Annotated in this window: 20 protein-coding genes; 9 read left to right on the top strand and 11 right to left on the bottom strand. The window is 44.9% G+C overall.

Features of this window, described 5'->3' with window-relative positions; all coding sequences use genetic code 11:
• Positions 1-91: 91 nt before the first annotated feature.
• From G8O23_RS12120 to G8O23_RS12095, 6 genes are all read right to left on the bottom strand, one after another.
• The gene (locus G8O23_RS12120; RefSeq protein WP_166365174.1) at positions 92-1978 is read right to left on the bottom strand and encodes a ligand-binding sensor domain-containing protein; all 1887 of its coding nucleotides are present in this window, start codon (positions 1976-1978) and stop codon (positions 92-94) included.
• Positions 1979-2018: 40 nt separating this feature from the next.
• A complete protein-coding gene (locus G8O23_RS12115; RefSeq protein ID WP_166365172.1) occupies positions 2019-3557 on the bottom strand; it encodes a YifB family Mg chelatase-like AAA ATPase in 1539 nt (512 codons plus the stop codon).
• 128 nt (positions 3558-3685) lie between these two features.
• Positions 3686-4078, bottom strand: a complete 393-nt coding sequence (locus G8O23_RS12110; protein WP_166365170.1) for an HIT family protein — start codon at positions 4076-4078, stop codon at positions 3686-3688.
• A 15-nt stretch (positions 4079-4093) separates the two neighbouring features.
• On the bottom strand, positions 4094-4567 hold the full coding sequence (gene greA, locus G8O23_RS12105) for a transcription elongation factor GreA (RefSeq protein WP_166365168.1): 474 nt from the start codon (positions 4565-4567) through the stop codon (positions 4094-4096).
• Positions 4568-4673: 106 nt separating this feature from the next.
• Positions 4674-5246 (bottom strand): hypothetical protein, encoded by a 573-nt coding sequence (locus G8O23_RS12100; RefSeq protein ID WP_166365166.1) that lies wholly within the window; start codon positions 5244-5246, stop codon positions 4674-4676.
• Between the two features lie 2 nt (positions 5247-5248).
• Positions 5249-5650, bottom strand: coding sequence for a hypothetical protein (locus G8O23_RS12095; protein WP_166365164.1), 402 nt, complete (start codon positions 5648-5650; stop codon positions 5249-5251).
• A 76-nt stretch (positions 5651-5726) separates the two neighbouring features.
• Here G8O23_RS12095 and G8O23_RS12090 point away from each other — a divergent pair, with 76 nt between their 5' ends.
• The 4 genes from G8O23_RS12090 (at position 5727) to G8O23_RS12075 (ending at position 9250) form a co-directional block, all read left to right on the top strand.
• Positions 5727-6161, top strand: a complete 435-nt coding sequence (locus tag G8O23_RS12090) for a hypothetical protein (RefSeq protein WP_166365162.1) — start codon at positions 5727-5729, stop codon at positions 6159-6161.
• Between the two features lie 162 nt (positions 6162-6323).
• Positions 6324-6914, top strand: coding sequence for a bifunctional nuclease family protein (locus G8O23_RS12085; RefSeq protein ID WP_166365160.1), 591 nt, complete (start codon positions 6324-6326; stop codon positions 6912-6914).
• 205 nt (positions 6915-7119) lie between these two features.
• A complete protein-coding gene (locus tag G8O23_RS12080) occupies positions 7120-8433 on the top strand; it encodes a NupC/NupG family nucleoside CNT transporter (protein WP_219932505.1) in 1314 nt (437 codons plus the stop codon).
• Positions 8434-8491: 58 nt separating this feature from the next.
• Complete coding sequence (locus G8O23_RS12075) at positions 8492-9250, top strand: carboxypeptidase-like regulatory domain-containing protein (RefSeq protein WP_166365158.1); 759 nt, start codon at positions 8492-8494, stop codon at positions 9248-9250.
• An 86-nt stretch (positions 9251-9336) separates the two neighbouring features.
• Here G8O23_RS12075 and G8O23_RS12070 read toward each other — a convergent pair whose 3' ends face one another.
• The 5 genes from G8O23_RS12070 to G8O23_RS12050 all read right to left on the bottom strand — a co-directional run bounded on the left by G8O23_RS12070 (position 9337) and on the right by G8O23_RS12050 (position 15652).
• Positions 9337-10950, bottom strand: a complete 1614-nt coding sequence (locus G8O23_RS12070; protein ID WP_166365156.1) for an ABC-F family ATP-binding cassette domain-containing protein — start codon at positions 10948-10950, stop codon at positions 9337-9339.
• A gap of 982 nt (positions 10951-11932) precedes the next feature.
• The gene (locus G8O23_RS12065) at positions 11933-12571 is read right to left on the bottom strand and encodes an AlbA family DNA-binding domain-containing protein (protein WP_166365154.1); all 639 of its coding nucleotides are present in this window, start codon (positions 12569-12571) and stop codon (positions 11933-11935) included.
• An 8-nt stretch (positions 12572-12579) separates the two neighbouring features.
• The gene (locus G8O23_RS12060) at positions 12580-13764 is read right to left on the bottom strand and encodes a serpin family protein (RefSeq protein ID WP_166365152.1); all 1185 of its coding nucleotides are present in this window, start codon (positions 13762-13764) and stop codon (positions 12580-12582) included.
• A gap of 93 nt (positions 13765-13857) precedes the next feature.
• The gene (gene rlmN / locus G8O23_RS12055) at positions 13858-14889 is read right to left on the bottom strand and encodes a 23S rRNA (adenine(2503)-C(2))-methyltransferase RlmN (protein WP_166365150.1); all 1032 of its coding nucleotides are present in this window, start codon (positions 14887-14889) and stop codon (positions 13858-13860) included.
• A 97-nt stretch (positions 14890-14986) separates the two neighbouring features.
• Positions 14987-15652: a ferredoxin--NADP reductase gene (locus tag G8O23_RS12050; protein WP_166365148.1), complete on the bottom strand. Its 666-nt coding sequence runs from the start codon at positions 15650-15652 to the stop codon at positions 14987-14989.
• A gap of 134 nt (positions 15653-15786) precedes the next feature.
• Between G8O23_RS12050 and G8O23_RS12045 the strand changes: the two genes are divergently transcribed.
• From G8O23_RS12045 to G8O23_RS12025, 5 genes are all read left to right on the top strand, one after another.
• Positions 15787-16080 (top strand): ArsR/SmtB family transcription factor, encoded by a 294-nt coding sequence (locus G8O23_RS12045; protein WP_166365146.1) that lies wholly within the window; start codon positions 15787-15789, stop codon positions 16078-16080.
• Between the two features lie 108 nt (positions 16081-16188).
• The gene (locus tag G8O23_RS12040; RefSeq protein ID WP_166365144.1) at positions 16189-16431 is read left to right on the top strand and encodes a thioredoxin family protein; all 243 of its coding nucleotides are present in this window, start codon (positions 16189-16191) and stop codon (positions 16429-16431) included.
• A 119-nt stretch (positions 16432-16550) separates the two neighbouring features.
• Positions 16551-16976: a nitrophenyl compound nitroreductase subunit ArsF family protein gene (locus G8O23_RS12035; protein WP_166365142.1), complete on the top strand. Its 426-nt coding sequence runs from the start codon at positions 16551-16553 to the stop codon at positions 16974-16976.
• Between the two features lie 3 nt (positions 16977-16979).
• Complete coding sequence (locus G8O23_RS12030; protein WP_166365140.1) at positions 16980-17693, top strand: aromatic aminobenezylarsenical efflux permease ArsG family transporter; 714 nt, start codon at positions 16980-16982, stop codon at positions 17691-17693.
• A gap of 74 nt (positions 17694-17767) precedes the next feature.
• Positions 17768-19099, top strand: a complete 1332-nt coding sequence (locus G8O23_RS12025) for a permease (protein WP_166365138.1) — start codon at positions 17768-17770, stop codon at positions 19097-19099.
• Positions 19100-19225: the final 126 nt, after the last annotated feature.

Here is a 19225-nt window from a genome sequence, read left to right as displayed (position 1 = left end):
TGAACCTTCGGTATAACAGTCACCATCGGTCGTTTGTCCGTTGGTAAAAATAAATAATAAAATTGTAAAAAAAATGCTTGGTTATTTAGGGTTAAAACATGATAGTTGAAATTTCGTGAATGGGAAAATCATCATCAAGCATTAGCGTATTCATGCTAGCATCGAAAAGATATGCTCCGCTAGAGCTAAAAGCGTAAGGTTTTTCCTTATGCCACCTTACTATTGGGTTGCTGTATTGGGTACCAGGAATAGCAATCTTAGTTACTTCATAATTATTTGCTTGTTGTTGCGTAACTAATAGTACATCAAACTCGCTTGAAAGTAAAAAGCGTTGGTTGTCGAACTTTATTGCACTCACAATTTGGCCATTATAGCCTTCAACTAAGGGGTGCAAAACCCATTCTTCACGCAACTTAGTTGCAAGGTAAGCCCCTCCATCTGCACCAAGAATAAAACTATTGGGGCTATCGGGCAATGGCTCAACAAAGGTTAGGTTTAGGTCTCGTACAATATGGTTTACCTTACCATCATCAACCTCAAACAGCCCAAGATTTGATAGCACGTAAAGTTTACCGTTGTATGGAAGGAGCTGCTTAACCTTACCCTTAACTGCCTGCACCTGATCGTAATGGTGGGTAACCGATTGGAGCTGGTAAATTGTTCGTCGTTGCGGTGGTAGATCCTTCGCCTCCTGTACAGGCGCATCTACATACTGACCACTGGACTGCACCTCAATATTCTCAGGCCTATCAGATCCTCGGCTAAACAATCGAGACAAAAAGCCCCTCTTCTTCTTCTCAATGGTTTCGGGCTCGGGTGCTGTGGGAGCAGGTTCCGGGTCGGGCTGTGCCACAGCAGGTTTAACTTTCCTCCTAATTGGCACGCTAATGGCCTTGTAGTCGCGCTTCTCATCGAGGGAGAACAGCCCCTCGCTGGTTCCTACGTACAGCTTGCTATTGTACATTGCAGCTGAGAGAACATTTCCCCTAAGGCCTTGGTAATAGCTATAGGATTTAACAGGAACGTTCAAATCGGCTCGTGAGATACCCATACCGTGCGATAGCCATAAGCCTTTGTCGCTATCTCTACCCAGCGAATAGATCTCATCATCGGGCAGGCCACTAACGTAATTGAGCGTATACGCTGTAGTACCGTCGTTGCTATTTACCAGAACGCTTCCCCCGTTAAGGGTTGCCAGGGCAAAGGTTTTGTCATCAACAGATACTCCCCCTGTGGGCACACTTGCCACGATGTAGTCCTGATCGTCAAAACTAAATGGAGTCAACCTATCACCATCAAACCGGTATAGCTTATTGTCGGTTGCACCGAAGTAAGCATTTTCTGAGTGAACAAACGAGAAGGTCATATCAAAACCTATGGGCAATCCCGCAACTATTTCGTATCCTCCGTCGGGCTTGTTTAAGCAGATTAAGGCCCTATTCTGAATGTGATAAACTCCACCCTCGAGTTCAAATAAATCGGAGATAAACACCTGGGGCCGATCATCGAAGTGTATTGTGTCAACCTTTATCTGCGGCTGAGTTGTTATCTTACAAATAGTTGTTGGTGATACTACAAGCAGCCCATCGGACAGGTGGCAAAACTTGTAAAAATAATTCTCATCTGTCGATTGGATCAAGAGATGCTCTTGGAATTGGCCCTCGGGGCTAATATCCATGTAGCCCACACCTCTGTCGGTACAGTAGAACAAGTCGTTACTATAGGCCAAGGCTATGGGTCTTCCCATAACCTTGAGGTTTTCCCACTGTAAGCCATCAAATGAAAATATTCCCTTGCGGTTAAGGATGTACATCAGGCCATTATCGCCCTGAACAAAGTCCCAATTCTGATTGCTTACACCATCGGGAAGTTTGTAATGCGTAAGGAAAGGGTTCCCATCTTGGGCTAATCCAACTTGAAGTTGGAAGGCCACAAGCAGAAGAAAAAGAAATCTGCGTACAGTTCTTATTGCTATCATACTAACTTTTAAAAAGCCAAATTTCATAAAGCCTAAAAAATCAACCTATCCAAGTATCCCTATCGAGGCTTCGATACTGAATTGCCTCGGCTACATGCTCGGGCTTTATGGCGGGGCTACCCTCTAAATCAGCTATGGTACGCGACACCTTGAGAATCCGATCGTAAGCCCTAGCCGAAAGGCCTAATCGTTCCATTGCATTCTTAAGCAGCGCCATCCCTGCGGCATCTAGCACACAAAACTTACGTATAAGCTTACTAGTCATCTGGGCATTGCAATAAACGCCCTTCCACTCAATAAAACGCTCGGCTTGGATATCGCGCGCCTTAACCACTCTTTCGCGCACATTGGCCGATGACTCAGCCGGAGGAGCCTCGGCCAGCTTCTCGAACGGAACAGGCACTACCTCAATGTGGATGTCAATCCTATCGAGCAGTGGACCCGATATTTTATTCAGATACTTTTGGACGACCCCATGCGAACAAACACAATCCTTCTCGGGGTGGTTATAGTATCCACAAGGGCAGGGGTTCATTGATGCAACCAGCATGAATGAGGCGGGGTACTCCACCGAGAACTTCGCCCTAGATATGGTTATCACCCTATCCTCAAGGGGTTGCCGCATAACCTCAAGCACCGTTCGTTTAAATTCAGGGAGCTCGTCGAGAAAAAGAACTCCGTTGTGCGCCAGGGAAATTTCGCCAGGCTGAGGGTACGTTCCCCCTCCCACAAGGGCAACATCCGAGATGGTATGATGAGGGCTACGAAATGGCCTTCGGGTCATCAAGGAGGTATCCTTATCAATCTTTCCGGCAACAGAATGAATCTTGGTGGTTTCAAGCGCCTCGCGAAGGGTCAGTGGTGGAATAATGGTGGGCAATCGTTTGGCCAGCATGGTTTTTCCGGCACCAGGCGAACCAATCATAATTAAATTGTGTCCGCCAGCAGCGGCCACCTCAAAGGCACGCTTAACATTCTCCTGCCCTTTCACGTCGGAAAAATCTACCTCGTACTCGTTGGCATGCTGCATAAATTCGGCACGGGTATCAACTACAAAGGGATCGAGCTTCGTATCGCCATTAAAAAAGTCGACTACCTGTCCAAGGTTCTCAACGCCATACACCTCCAGGTTATTAACTACTGCTGCCTCGCGCGCATTATCGTGTGGAACAATTAACCCCTTGAACCCCTCCTCCCTTGCCTGAATGGCAATGGGCAGAATTCCTTTAATGGGTTTTACTGAGCCATCGAGCGAGAGTTCGCCCATAATAACAAACTCGGACAGCTCATCGGGCCGGATAACCTCTGATGCAGCCATAATACCAACCGCCAGAGGCAAATCGTAGGCTGCTCCCTCCTTGCGTATATCGGCAGGGGCCATATTTATTACAACCCGCTTCTTGGGCATCTTCTGCCTAATGGATTCAAATGCGGTGACAATGCGCTGTTGGCTTTCTCGCACAGCATTATCGGGTAGGCCCACAAGGAAAAAGTTAATCCCCTGGCTAACGCTTACCTCAATGGTAATTGTAGTTGCCTTTATGCCGTGCACTGCACTGCCATAGGTTTTAACCAGCATCTGATGCTACGAGTTAGGGTTTTACAACAATCAAATCTGCTTGGTACCAAATGTAGTAAAAATTACGCTTATGCAAATAAAAAAAGCAGCCATTTGGCTGCTTCATAGGTAGATATTGATAGATTGCTTTACAAAGCTGCCGAAATGCTTTGCGCAAGATCAATAAACTCATCGTTTGTTAGCTTCACCCTTGGTTTCGTGAAACTTATATCGGTTTCCTGATTAAGGGGTACAAGGTGAATATGGGCGTGCGGGACCTCTAGCCCCAGCACGGCAACACCTATTCGCTTGCACGTTACAACCTTCTCGATTGCTAAAGCCACGCGCTTGGCAAATACCATCATGTCGGCAAGCGTTTTGTCATCAACATCAAAAATATAGTCAACCTCCTGCTTGGGAATCACCAGCACATGGCCTTTGGCCAATGGGTTAATATCAAGAAAGGCGAAGTAGCGATCGTCCTCTGCAACTTTGTACGAGGGAATATCGCCAGCTACAATTTTTGAGAATATCGATGCCATAGGATTAGTATTAATCTATCTTGAGATATCAATGATTTCGAAGGTTACCACTCCCGAAGGGATATTTACCTCAACCTTTTCGCCCTTCTTCTTGCCAAGCAAAGCCTTAGCGATGGGAGTGCCAACGGATAATTTGCCCTCCTTAATATTTGCCTCGCTCTCGGGTACAAGGGTGTACTCCACCATGGAGTTATTGGTTGTGTTCTTAAGCTTTACCTTATTGAGAATTTGCACCTTGCTTATATCAATCTTAGTCTCATCAATAACCCTCGCTTTAGCAATGGCATCCTCAAGCTTGGCTATGCGCATCTCGAGCATACCCTGCGCCTCCTTGGCGGCATCGTACTCGGCATTTTCAGAAAGGTCGCCTTTATCGCGAGCCTCGGCAATCATTTGTGAGATAGCCGGACGCTCAACTGTTCGTAGGTGCTCAAGCTCTTTTTGAAGCTTTTGCAACCCGTCCTTGGTTAAATAGGTTACATTCGACATAGCATAAAAACATTATTGATAAGTAGAATAAATAAAAAAGAATTCCGAGAAATCGGAACTCTTTTTCCGTTGCAAAGATACGGATTATTTTATAATAAAAACAATACTAGCTATTTACTCCTGTTGCAAAATATTTGGGTTTGATAATTTCCGAGAACACAATAGCTTTAGCAGCGGTAAAATCCATTAGTATATCGTTCTTCCTCTCTATCTCAGCCTGAGCCTCCTCTTCCTCTTCGGTAAGAACATCACCTATGGCAGTGCTAGCAATACTATCCTCCTCAAAATCGAAGAAATTCTTCTCATGCTTAAAGTCGATAAACTCCTGTGCCTTCTCCTGCATTTTGGTATGAAAATCGTTGAACTGAGGTTCGGGCTCAGGGGCTGGCTCTACCCTAGATGGTTCTTTCACCTCTACCTCATCCGAGGCTACCTCCACCATCTTAACCCGGTCATTCTCCAACTGCCCAAAAAGTATCTCTAAAGGATTAGCTGCAACTCGCTCCTCGTCGTGGTATTGCTCCTCATACTCTTCATCAGAATGCTGAAATTGCTCGTCAAAGTTCGCCGGTTTAGGTGCGGCACCAACAGCCTGCTCCTTCTTCTTTTTTTGGGCTACTGCATTCACAATGGCCAGAACTACGGCAATTATAATATAAATTAAGCTGTCAAATTCCATCTCTATTTTCTTTTTTTCCAAAATTGAACTCGTTCCCAAAAGGTCTTTCTCGAAGCGTAGCGTTGCTTTGTGTAGCGCTGGTTCTCCTTCATGCGTGCCTGCACATCGGGGTGTTGCTTTTTGATGTGATTTTCAACTGCCTGCTTACTGCCTTTTTCTGCCCTTCGCTTCTCCTTGGCTTGTGGGCGAAGCGCCTTTCGCTCTAGCCTTGCTGTGCGCCTCTCAGCCCTACGAGCCATCCGTTCGCGCTGCCTAACCTCTTTCTTGTAATTTTTCTGCGTACCAAGCAGGTTTCCTTCAAGCCCCGAGGGGTATACCTTTCTATTGCAAGAACCTAACGAAAAAACTAACGATGCTAAGATTACAAATATACAAAATGTGTTAGTACTTTTGCCAATATTCATTGTGTAAATATTTATTCGAAAAATAATACCTGAGCATTTTGTAAAGGTAGTGTATATTTGCAAAAAGGCAACGATCATGAATTGGACAAAGATAAAGTTTCTGGGGATAGCGGTAGGGTTAATGTTTCCTTTTGCCTCATGCGTAGAGGAGGAGCCCAAGATAGTTCCTGATGTTTACGTAAGTTTTAGAATCAACTTAGATCTTACGCAATTTAGTCATATCCAAGTACCGGGCAATGCCATAATGTACCCCAACGAGGGGTTCGATAACAATGGAATTGTTATTTACCGTTACACAACCGACGAGTTCTTTGCCTTTGATGCAACCTGCCCACAGCATATAGAGAAGAGCACGGCCATTGAGATTATTGAGGATGGTTTTGACACAGGGAAATGCCCACATTGCAACACAACGTACTCGTTCCACAACTGGGGGCAGGCATCAAGTGGTTATCCCTTGAAAAGATACAAAACCTCGCTAAGCGGATCCTTCTTGAACATTACCAATTAGGGTTTGTCTATCAATTTTCGGTTTTGATTATCTGGTAAATAGCAATTTTTGCTTACAAAAAAATCAACAAAGCTTATCCCATCTTGTATTATTTAACAAATTAAACTAGGTTTGTATCCTATCTATTTTTCAAAGATTATGCATATAAAGTAAGTGTTGTAAATGAATAAGGTTAAGCTAAATGTGCTAGGGATATCATATAGCCAAACTCAGTCGGGAGCATACGCTCTGGTACTAAGCGAGGAAGACGGGAAGCGACGTATACCCATTATAATTGGAGGGTTTGAAGCGCAAGCCATAGCCATACAGCTCGAGGGGCTCACCCCTCCCCGACCACTTACGCACGACCTTTTTTTAAACTTCGCAAAATCGTTTGGCATTGAAATTCTTGATGTGCAGATATACAAGCTCGAGGAGGGTGTTTTCTTCTCGAAGCTCCGCTGCGACAATGGCAAGAAGGAAGTATTTATCGATGCCAGAACCTCCGACTCCATTGCCCTAGCCCTAAGGTTTGGCTGCCCAATATACACAACCAACGAGATAATAGAAAAGGCTGGCATTGTGCTTGATGTGGAAGAGGGCGAAGCAGAAGCCACACCCACCACCGAGGAACCTCCAAAAACCGATACCGAATCCGAAGCGCTTAAGCACCTTACACTGGCGGAACTTAATATGCTGCTCGACGATGCCATATCGAAAGAAGACTACGAAAGGGCATCGAACATTCGCGACGAGATTAACAAACGCTCCTAATTATTAACTCCGAAATAAAATGATAAAGAAAATTCTTTTTGGTCTTTCCATTGGCATTGTGCTAACTGGAATGATCGTAGTGGCATCCGAAAAGCAGGACGACACCACCTTGCCGCAAGACACCGCGACCATTGAAACAATAGCCAACAGCCAACCGGTTGAAGCCTCCGAAGCAAATGATGGTCAAGAGATGAATCAAATCCTTATGGAAAGGAAAACATTCTCATTTAGCTTCGTATCGCTACTTAGAGGCTTGCTGGGTATGCTGGTTATTATTGGCATAGCCTACCTTTTTAGCGCAAACCGAAAGGCGGTGTCATGGCGAGTTGTGGGCATTGGGCTAGGTATTCAAATCCTACTAGCCATTGCCATACTTCAGTTCCCACCAGTTCAAATGTTTTTCGATTTTGCCGGAAAGTTCTTTGTAAAAATCCTCGATTTCTCCAAAGCTGGAACCGAGTTCCTATTCCCCGGCTTTTTGGATGTTAACACCTTTGGATTTGTCTTCGCCTTTCAGGTGCTACCAACCATCATCTTTTTCTCGGCACTTACCAGCCTGCTATTCTACCTAGGTATAATCCAAAAAGTAGTTTGGGCTTTGGCTTGGGTTATGACCAAGGCCATGAGGCTTTCAGGAGCCGAGAGTTTATCGGTTGCTGGAAACATCTTCCTAGGCCAAACCGAATCGCCTCTGATGATTAAGGCCTACCTTGAGAAGATGACCAACTCGGAGATTCTTCTGGTGATGACTGGCGGAATGGCAACCCTGGCAGGGGGTGTGCTTGCAGCATACATTAGCTTCCTTGGTGGCGACGACCCAGTACAACGACTGGTTTTTGCCAAGCACCTTTTGGCGGCCTCCATCATGGCTGCTCCTGGAGCGGTAGTACTATCGAAGATACTAGTGCCTCAGGATCAGAAAATCAACACCGACGTTGAGGTTCCTAAAGAGAAGATTGGGAATAACGTGCTCGATGCCATTTCGAACGGAACCAGCGAAGGCCTTAAGTTAGCCGTTAACGTTGCAGCCATGCTGCTGGTTTTTATAGCCTTTATCGCCATGTTCAATTTTATTGTACAAAAAATTGGCGACTGGACCAACCTGAACGATTCCATTGCCGCTTTTACTAAGGGGCAGTACAATTCGTTATCCCTTGAATTTATCCTTGGCTATACGTTTGCCCCTGTAATGTGGCTAATTGGTGTTGCCAAGGAAGATATAACCCTGCTTGGTCGGTTGCTTGGCGAAAAGCTAATCATGACCGAATTCATTGGATATGTTAGCTTAGCTGAATTAAAGGCAGCAGGGGCTTTCGCCAGCGAGAAATCGATAATTATGGCCACCTATATGCTTTGCGGATTTGCCAACTTTGCCTCCATTGGCATACAAATTGGAGGGATTGGCTCGCTAGCCCCGGGCAAGCGGGTTCTTCTATCGCGTTACGGTATGAGAGCACTTCTTGGCGGCACACTGGCCTCGCTAATATCGGCAACCATTGTGGGAGTTATTTTGGGTTAGTTTTTCAAAAATAAAATTTTTGCACACTAATAATTGTGTAAACACTAACCCAATTCCTATGAAAAGATTTTTGTTCTCACTGCTAGTATCATTAGCAGGTCTGTTCGTATCGTTACCTTCTGTTGCTCAGTTTGAGCAGATGAAGAATAAGTTTGATGATGTTCTGCTCGAAATAGAGGAGGATATTTTCACGCTCCGGTTTGCCAATGCTGTAACTGGCGACCCTGTGCCCAATGCAACCATTCTGGTTGAAAACCTAGGCGAATTCACCACCGATGAGGAGGGGAAAATCACTTTTCCCCGTCAGCCCGACGGCATGATGCGGGTGCTATTCAAAAAGGACAAGTTTATCTCGGCGGTGTTTAACGTTGAGGTGATTGTGGAAACCATATTCTTCAACCGGTTCTCGGTTTCACCCATCATGAATATCGACCAGTTTAGGGTGGTGCTCGATTGGGATCAAAGGCCAAACGACCTGGATGCTCACTTCGTGAAATCGAACCAGTACCACATAAGCTACCGAAACACTCGTGTACTAGCCGATGGAACGGGTATGCTCGACAGGGACGATATGGATGGCTATGGGCCTGAGACTATTACCGTGGAGCGAATCGACTCAAACGGTGAATACATCTACTCGGTGCATAACTACTCGCATCATGTAAGCAGCTCGGCAGTTCCACTTTCCCAGTCGAAGGCAACGGTTAGGGTGTATGGCAACAACAGGTTGCTAAAAACCTATCAGGTTCCGCAGAACCACCAGGGCAAAACCTGGAATGTTTTCAGAATTGCTAATGGGCAGATAATTGACTTATAACCAATTGTCAACGCAACAGTACAGAGCAAGGCGCAGCTTCAGCTGCGCCTTGCTTTGTATTTACCACTTAATGTTCTGAAAAAGTGCTACCTGTACAACGAGTTTTGCAGCTCCTTAATTTTATCATCGGCTATGTAATCGTCGTACTCCATAATCTTATCAATTATACCGTTTGGTGTAATCTCAATTATTCGATTGGCAACGGTTTGAATAAACTCATGGTCATGCGAGGCCAAAAGGATATTCCCCTTAAAACGCGTTAGCGTATTGTTAAATGCCTGAATGGACTCGAGGTCGAGATGGTTTGTGGGCGTATCCACCACCAGCACGTTGGCGTTAATAAGCATCATACGGGCTATCATGCAACGCTGCTTCTCACCACCCGATAGCACTGTGGAATCCTTGTAAATCTCCTCGCCCGAGAAGAGCATTTTGCCCAGATACCCACGCAGAAAGGCTTCGCTGGTATCCTCCGAGAACTGTCCCAGCCAATCTACCAGCCTCATCCCCTTTTTAAAAAACTTTGAGTTATCGAGCGGTAAGTAAGAGTTCGCGATGGTTTGGCCCCACTCATAGGTTCCAGAGTCGGCTCTTGAAACTCCATTTATGATATCGAAAAATGCTGTCATTCGCCGGTGATCGCGCGAGAGGAACACAATCTTCTCATCCTTCTCAACGGTAAAGCTCAAATTTTTAAAAAGTACCTCCCCGTTTACGCTTTTGGTTAGGTTTTTCACCTCTAGAATCTTATTGCCCGGATCGCGCTCGGGAGTAAAAATGATGCCCGGATACTTACGGTTCGATGGTTCAATCTCCTCGTAGTTGAGCTTTTCAATCATTTTCTTGCGGCTGGTGGTTTGCTTCGATTTGGCCACGTTTGCGCTGAAACGCTGAATAAACTGAAGAAGCTCGGCCTTCTTCTCCTCGGCCTTCTTGTTCTGCTGCTGCTGTTGGCGAAGAGCCAGCTGGCTCGACTCGTACCAGAAGCTGTAGTTACCGGCAAACTGCTTAATCTTACCAAAATCGATATCAACAGTATGTGTACAAACCGAATCTAAAAAGTGCCTATCGTGCGAAACTACCAGAACCGTGTTCTCGAAATTCGACAGGTAGTTCTCGAGCCAGCGCACGGTCTCAAGATCCAGGTCGTTGGTGGGCTCATCGAGCAGAAGATTATCGGGTTTACCAAAAAGTGCCTGTGCTAGCAGCACACGGACCTTCTCCTTACCGCTGAGCTCCTTCATGAGCTTGTAGTGCTGGTTTTCCTTAATACCCAAACCGCTTAGCAGCGAAGCGGCATCGCTCTCGGCGTTCCAACCATCCATTTCGGCAAACTTACTTTCCAACTCGGCGGCCTTAATTCCATCCTGGTCATTAAAATCGGGCTTGGCATATATAGCATCCTTTTGCTGCATTATATCCCAAAGCACAGTATGCCCCATAAGCACGGCGTTAAGCACAGTAACCTCATCGAATGCAAAGTGATCCTGCTTTAGCACCGAGAGCCTTTCGCCGGGGCCAAGGCTAATCGATCCACGGGTAGAGTCTAAATCGCCCGAGATAAGACGAAGGAGGGTTGATTTTCCTGCCCCATTTGCCCCAATAATGCCGTAGCAATTGCCCGGTAAAAACTTTAGGTTTACATCCTGAAAAAGAAATTTCTTGCCAAATTGAATGGCCAAGTTGGAAACTGTAATCATAAATTATGGTGATATTATTATTAATTATACTGTAGAACACCTATAATAATCGCAATTAATGGAACCAAAAGTTGGAAGACAGAAGCTTGGTAAGATATTGCTTCTGACAGTTTAACCCTTAACCCAGCATCAAAGGCAATGTAAAATCCCAAAACCTCACGAGTCCTTAACTAAATATGCGTTAGTTCCCTTAACGATAATCTGAAAAAGGGTGCAAAAGTACTCATTTACTTTGCCATAAAAAATCTTTTCTAATTCTTTTACAACAATTTGCGGGGACACCTTAGTTTTTGTGCTTGCTTAAGGATATTGCTTGATGCTACTTATGGCTGTTGGGAAGTAAGAAAGTCGAAAGTCAGAAAGTCAAAAGTTTTGAGGAGTGAGTGGGCGATGGTTAATATTTATTCTTCTTTGCGGCCTAGCGTCTTAGCGTCGTAAATTTTTAACACAGAGGATTTTTTGCTTGCTTGCGGCGAGGGCTTGCTGTTGCTTATGCATATTGGGAAGTCAGAAAGTCGAAAGTCAGAAAGTCAAAAGTCTTGGGGAGTGAGTGGGCGATGGCGAATAGTTATCTTTCTTTGCGGCTTAGTGCCTTAGCGTTGTAAGTTTTTAACACAGAGGATTTTTTGCTTGCTTGCGGCGAGGGCTTGCTGTTGCTTATGCATATTGGGAAGTCGAAAGTCGAAAGTCAGAAAGTCGAAAGTTTTGGGTGGAGAGTGGGCGATGGCGAATAGTTATCTTTCTTTGCGGCCCTGCCTGCCTTTTTTTTGGCAGGTTAGCGATTTGGCGTTAGATTTTTGGCAGGCCTGCCTGCTATCTTTTTGGTAGGTTGGCGTGAGATTCTTTGAATGAAGAATGTAAAATGTAAAATGATGAAGTTGGGTAGGGAGTGGGCGTTTGTTTACATTTATTCTTCTTTGCAATTTTGAGTATTAACGTTAAAAAGAGGGGGAGGGATGGAAATTGCAGAAGGCTAATCGTTTCAATCAACCTCTTTTGTAACCTCAAAAAAATCGCCTTCGTGGGTCGATTTAAAATCGACAACTCCCAAAACAACCAAATTTACAAGCCTTTTCTCAGCCTCGGCGTACGACATGAAAGCGGCGCGGCCACACTGCTCAACAGTAACCATTTGCTTGGTTCTAATAAAATCGAGCAAAGTATTGTCCTGTGCAGTTAATGAAAGCTGAACGGCTTTTCGGTAGCGGATAGCTTTCCATATTTTCACCTGTAGTGGTGTGGCCACCATATTCTCGTCGTCGAGTCTAAAGTAGGCTTTCCATTTCCCGCCTTTATCGGGTGCTTTGTATAAATTTTTTGGATCGTGCTTAACGTAAACCTCTAGCACAATTTTTCCGTTAATTTCCCAATGGGTAATTTTAAACTTAACCTCGGGTTTGCAGTACATTTGGGCAGCGCCCTCTAGCATATAGAACTCCTCGTCGGAGTTTACGCCCGACACATTGCCATTGTCCTTAACCCCAATCAGCAGCGTACCGCCTGCGGTATTGGCAAAGGCGGCCAGCGAACGGGCTATCTTTTTTGAGTCGGAAATGGAATGCTTAAAATCGAGCTGCTGATGCTCGCCCTGGCTAATAAGGTTCGCAATATGTTTGCTCACTGCCTGTGCTAAATATTTGGATTTGTAACTCGCCCCATGAATAGGATATTACCATCCTTATTCTCGCGGATTATAAAGATAAAGGGTCTATTGGCAAAAAACTCTACGGGCATCGTAATCGACTTGAGTACAATAACTACTGCTGTTGCAGCAGCAGCCTCGGTTCCCTCTTCCGATACCTCAACAAAGGCTTTGTGAAACACCTCGTCAATCTTCAAATCGTTACTTCTCGACATCCTAGAAAGATTAGCTGCATTGCTAAAGGCTATTGGCATCCCCATATCCGATAGTACGGGTTTAAGCTGGTACTCGGCATCGAACTTAAATTTGGGAAACATAAGCTGCACCTCCTTCTCCGAGAGCTTGCTGATGTATTCGTTCAAATTATCGACGCTCAGTCCTCTTTCAATCTCGCCAATCGATCTGTCCTCGTTTGGCAGCAACACAAGCATTGAGAAGTCGTTGCCTTGGTATGGAAGCTCAAGCAGACTTATACCATCACCCTGATATACGTTGAATTTCTCCTTGGCATTCATCATAGGGGTTTTCACCTGCTTACCCTCTAACGTGGTAAAGATATCGTCGCGGGTATTCTCCGCTTCGAACTTTTTATCCCACTGTCCCTTGAAGTATATGGCGTTGGTAAGAACCATTTTGGTTAGGCTCGATATGGATCCATCGGGCAGCAAGTCCTTTATTCTATCGCGGGTTAGCTCCTCAACCCACTGGTTAATTTCAATACGACTTGCATTAGGGTTTCCGCTGAAATCGAGCCTTTTTACTGGGGAGTTATACAATTTTTGTGTGGTACGTAGGTATCGGCATTTAAAACGGTAGCTATTTTCGGCCCACAGCTGGTTGGCCAGGGCAATATCAACGCCCTCCGATTGCTTATCTAACAAATTGCTTTGAAGTTGGCCCATTTGGGCGTGAAAATTCTTATCGTTGTATGGGAAGTTAAGCACCTCGGATATTTGCTTTTTGGTTTCGCCATCGGCTCCGGCGTAGGTCATCCCTAGGGCCATACTAATGCTAATGGGAGAGAAAAAAACATTGTCGTTATCGGCCTGTGCAAACTGTTTGTACATACTCAACGCAAAGGAGTTGGCCTCGGTGGCGGTATAGCTAGTTTGCTGAGAATTGGCTATGCTAAATATGAGCATAAGGACAAGTGTTAGGCTACTCGTTTTCATATCGCAATGGTGTATTAATGATGGCAAGTTAGCAAATAATAGTGAAAAACCATGAACCCAAGGCAAAGGCTGTGCCAATAGGCATCGAGGTAATTACTTCTTCTGATTTAACAGCTCCTTGGTGGAAAGCAGTCCACATGCCGCCTGAATATCCTCGCCTCGGGATGCCCGGATAGTAGTAAATAATCCTTTGGCTGTTAGAGCATCTCGGAATGCAAGAATTTTTTCATCCGAAGATCCTCGGAGCGGGCTATCGGGGATGGGATGAAAACGAATTAGGTTTACCCTACAATTAAGGTTACTAAGCAACCTTGTTAGCTCCTTTACGTGGCGTGGGGTATCGTTTACCCCATCGAACATAATGTACTCGAACGAAACGCGTCGCTGTCCCGAGAAATCGTAATTCCGAATCTCATCAACCACCTCTTGAATGGGGTAAACATTTTGTATGGGCATGAGCGCCCGGCGCTCATCGTCGAATGGGGTGTGCAGGCTCACGGCCAAGTGGCACTGGCTGTGCTCAAGGAACGTAATCATAGCTGGCTTAACGCCAATGGTAGAAACGGTAATACGGCGTGGGCTCATGGCCATTCCCCAATCGGATGTGAGAATTTCGAGCGATGCCAGCACATTATCGAGATTATCGAAGGGTTCGCCCATACCCATGTACACAATGTTGGTAATCCCTTGCCACTCGGGGATGCTACGGAGTTGGTTCACAATTTCGCCTGCCGACAGGTTTCCCTGAAAGCCCTGCTTGCCAGTCATGCAGAACAGGCAGCCCATTTTGCAGCCCACCTGCGACGATACGCAAAGCGTAGCCCTGTCTGCATCGGGAATATATGCCGCCTCAACAAACTTAAGCGACTCGGTGGTAAACAGATATTTTTTTGTTCCATCGACCGACGCTGCCACTTTTTTTGGTTTTACCAAACCTATACGATACTTCTCGCTCAGTTTGCGCCTAGCATCGAGCGACAGATTGGTCATCTGGTCGATACTCTCGATATCCTTTTTGTATAGCCAGTGGGCTATCTGCTTTGCAGTGAATTTGGGTAAGCCTTCGACCAGCACCAAGTCGGTTAGCTGCGAAAGGGTTAGTCCGAGAAGAGGGGGTTTTGGCATATCTTAAACGCTAAGGCGCTAATGCGCAAATTTAATTTACAAATTAAGTTGAGATTCTAAACCTATTGCTTCGCGCCTTTGCGTTTTTGCGTTACAATTAAAAGTAAATCTCCGCATTGATACTCCCAAATGGCACTCCCCTAGATATCAACACATCGCGGGTATCAACAACCATCTCGGCGCTGCCGCAAAGGTAATACTTTTTGGTGGTATCGAGGTTTTGCCACTGCTTTAAGTAGTCGGTTACCCTCCCCTGAAAGTAATCGTCGGCAGGGCAGCGGGAGCAGCACTGGATATAATTACGACCAAGCTTTTGGGTTAGGTAATCGCTATAGTAAAAGTACTCGGGGTAGCTAACACCGTGAATTAGCGTAGGGTTATTCCCTTTCTCCGAAAGAATTCTGGACATAAACGGTGCAATGCCCGTACCCGCAGCAACATAAACAGCGTCATCGGAGAACTGCGTGAACGTTCCAAATGGTTCCGAAACCAAAATCTCATCGCCAGATCGAAAAAGCGGCAAGGCAGGTGATAGCTCTCCCCCCGATTTCTCGGCATAAAGGATATCAACCATCTCGGCCTTCTCTGCACTGGCAATGCTGTATAACCTTGGGGCAATCTCCTTGTTAATCCCAAGCCCAATTACTTGCCCCGCTTTAAAATCAAAATTCCTTTTAAAAGAGAGAATATACGCACCATTGGCAATTTGCCTATGGCTTAAAATTCGCTGTTTGGCGTATTGTAGGTCGTTCCAACTTTTCATTATATAAATATTTTAATAGTTAACCCTAAACACCAACATTAGTTCAAATGATTTAAAAATCTAAAAAAATCATTTCGTATTTCGCCGAAATAAAAACATTTCGTAATATTGCGAAATATTATAACTTATCATCTATGACAAAGCCAAACTATACCGATAGACAAATAGCCCTAGCCCGTTACGCCAAAGCGTTGAGTCATCCGGCAAGGGTTTCAATAATGGAAATTCTCTCGAAGCAAAGCTGCTGTTACAGCGGCGATATAACCAACGACCTTCCCATTGCCCGTAGCACGCTATCGCAGCACTTAAGCGAGCTTAAAGAGGCAGGATTGATACAAGGCGAGTTTAATCCGCCCAAAATTAAGTACTGCATTCGCAAAGAGGGATGGGAAGAAGCAAAGCGGATGATGGGTGAGTTTTTTGAATGATGAACAAGGATTGATGATTTTTGATTTTGGAAGTAACGAATACTTCATAAATCTAAAATCGTTAATCTTCAATCGATATTCATATTATTAATAAAATTAACTCAAATTATGGAAATAAAGGTACTAGGTCCCGGCTGCCCAAAGTGTAAAACACTCGAACAGGCCACACAAAATGCGGTTAGCGAACTTGGCATTGATGCCAATATTACAAAGATTGACGACATTGTAGCAATCATGAACTACGGCGTAATGCGCACACCAGCATTGGTAATCGACGAGAAGGTAATCTTCTCGGGTAAGGTACCAGGCGTTAGCGAGCTAAAGGAGATCATCACAAAAAATAAGCAATAAAGCGTCATTGCGAGCGCTCTTTGCGAAGCAATCTTTTAACAAACAATCTCTTCGTTTCCTCAAAAAGGATTACGAGACTCGCAATTACAAAAGTGTTTAACCAAATAAAAAACTAAACAATGAAAAGAATTGCATTAGTACTATCGATTGCGTTAATAGCAATGATTATGGTAAGCTGCGGAGGCTCAACCGAAAAAAAATCTACAGAAACTACAAAGGCTGAAGTTGCCGAAACGGCAAAGGTAATGGTTTACTACTTTCACAGTAAGCAACGCTGCAAAACCTGCTTAGCTATTCAGGATGTGGCAGGGCAAACCATTTCTGAGAATTTTGCAGATAACGCAGATGTACAATTTGTTGAACTCGACTATACAGAAAAAGCCAACGAGGCCATTTCCACAAAGTACGAGATAGCAGGCAGCAGCCTGATTATTGTATCGGGTAACGAGCACGTAAACCTAACCAGCGCTGCATTTGCCAATGCAGTTAGAAATCCCGATGTGCTTAAGGAAACAATTGTTAACGAGGTAAACAATCACTTGTAGCCCATGGAGCTTCTGCAAAACCTAATAGACAACTCTCAGTTCCCTATACTTACAGCCTTTGCGTTGGGGTTAATGACCGCCATTAGCCCCTGCCCCTTGGCCACCAACATCTCGGCCATTGGCTTTATTAGCAAGGATGTACAGAACAGAAGAAGGGTTTTTATCAACGGTGTAATATACACCCTTGGGCGTGCAATAACCTATACATTGCTTGGAACTATTCTGATAGTAATTTTAAGGCAGGGCTCAAGTATCTTTAAAATACAAAAGGCTATTAGCACCTATGGCGAGATGTTTATTGGCCCACTACTCATTATAATTGGGGTGTTCATGCTCGATCTTATTAAAATAAACCTTAAAGGCTCGGGAAAACTCTCGGCTAAAGCCGAGGAAAAAGCCAGCGGGGGAAGCCATTGGGGTGCATTGCTTCTCGGCATTGTGTTCGCCCTGGCCTTTTGTCCCTATAGCGGAGTGCTATACTTTGGTGGGCTAATTCCACTGTCGGTTTCATCGACAACTGGTTACTTGCTACCGTTTGTCTTTGCCATTGCAACAGGGCTGCCAGTAATTATCTTCTCGTGGATATTGGCCTTCAGCGTTTCTAGTATAGGTAGCGTTTACAACAAGATAAAAACCTTTGAGCTTTGGTTTCGCCGGGTGGTTGCCGTGCTGTTTATTGGGGTTGGGCTGTACTACACAATTATTGTATTCACCTAGCCCGTTAAGTTTCACAGCTAAATGCAATAATATTTGTGTCTTTGCGATTTTGCGTTTAGCATCAAAAAAAATCAATGGAAATTAAAAAAGAACTTCAAATCCTATACTGGATTGTATTTTTCTTTGCCCTGGCATTCTTTATGCCTATTGATAGCGCTAGTTTCCGCACAGCGGTGGATGCTACCCTGGATTTAACCAAGTGGTACGCTCAGGAGCATGTTGTGCTATGCCTACTTCCCGCATTCTTTATTGCGGGCGTAATCTCGGTATTTGTAAGTCAGGGGGCGGTGCTAAAGTACTTTGGTGCCAATGCTAAGAAATGGATAGCCTACACTGTGGCTTCGGTATCGGGAACCATTCTGGCCGTATGCAGCTGCACCATTCTACCCCTTTTCTCGAGCATTCACAAGCGTGGTGCTGGCCTAGGGCCTGCTGTGGCATTCCTATACTCTGGGCCTGCCATTAATATTTTGGCAATAATTCTTACCGCTCGAATCCTCGGGTTCGAGATGGGAGTTGCCCGTATAATCGGTGCAGTGGTTTTTGCCATAGTTATTGGTAGCATTATGTCGTTTATTTATCGTAAGGAGGAAAAAGCTAAGAAGGAGGAGCAAATGAACATTCAGCTCCCTCCCGAAACTCGACCCATGTGGCAAACCTCTTTCCATTTCTTTATCCTTGTATTGATTTTGGTATTCGCCAACTGGGGCAAACCCTCAGCCGACGAAACCAGCGGCGCCTGGTACTTTATATGGAGCAATAAGTGGTACATCACCAGTATTTTCGGTATAGGCTTGGTTTACTCGCTTATCAAAATTTTGAAGATTAAGTGGTGGTGGGTAATATCAGCAGCCGTTGCCACTGGCGTATCAGGTGTGCTTGCTTCAACATATATTGGTGGACCACTAAGCCCACTTGTTCCTATGCTTGTGGCCATTACTGGTCTTAGCATCATCACGCTAAAAAGGGATGATGAGAATCGCGAATGGACACTAGCCTCATGGGACTTTGCCAAGCAGATCATGCCATTACTGGCATTGGGCGTTATTGTAGCAGGATTTTTACTTGGCTCAACCCACGACGAGACCAATATACCTGGCATTATTCCAAGCCATTGGATATCGAACCTTGTTGGTGGCAACTCAATTTTTGCAAACTTCTTCGCATCAATTGTGGGTGCATTCATGTACTTTGCCACGCTAACGGAGGTGCCAATAATACAAGGGCTAATTGCATCGGGTATGGGCAAAGGCCCTGCACTGGCATTACTACTGGCCGGGCCATCGCTATCGCTACCCAACCTGCTGGTAATCCGTGGTGTAATGGGAACTAAAAAAACCGTGGTTTACCTAGTACTAGTTGTAATTATGGCCACCATTAGCGGGATGATTTTTGGGGCGATGTAGGATATGTAGAGCCAACAAGGAAATAATAACATTACAGAAGGGGCTCTTAGATTTTAATCTAAGGGCCTCTTTCCTTTAGGTGCTAATGAACTAAAAAAATTGGCAAACAAATCTATCTAGATTGAC

It is taken from the genome of Perlabentimonas gracilis, from assembly GCF_011174675.1.
GTDB lineage: Bacteria > Bacteroidota > Bacteroidia > Bacteroidales > Tenuifilaceae > Perlabentimonas > Perlabentimonas gracilis.
Note: the sequence above shows the minus strand (reverse complement) of the source record. Positions and strands in the feature narration are given on the sequence as shown.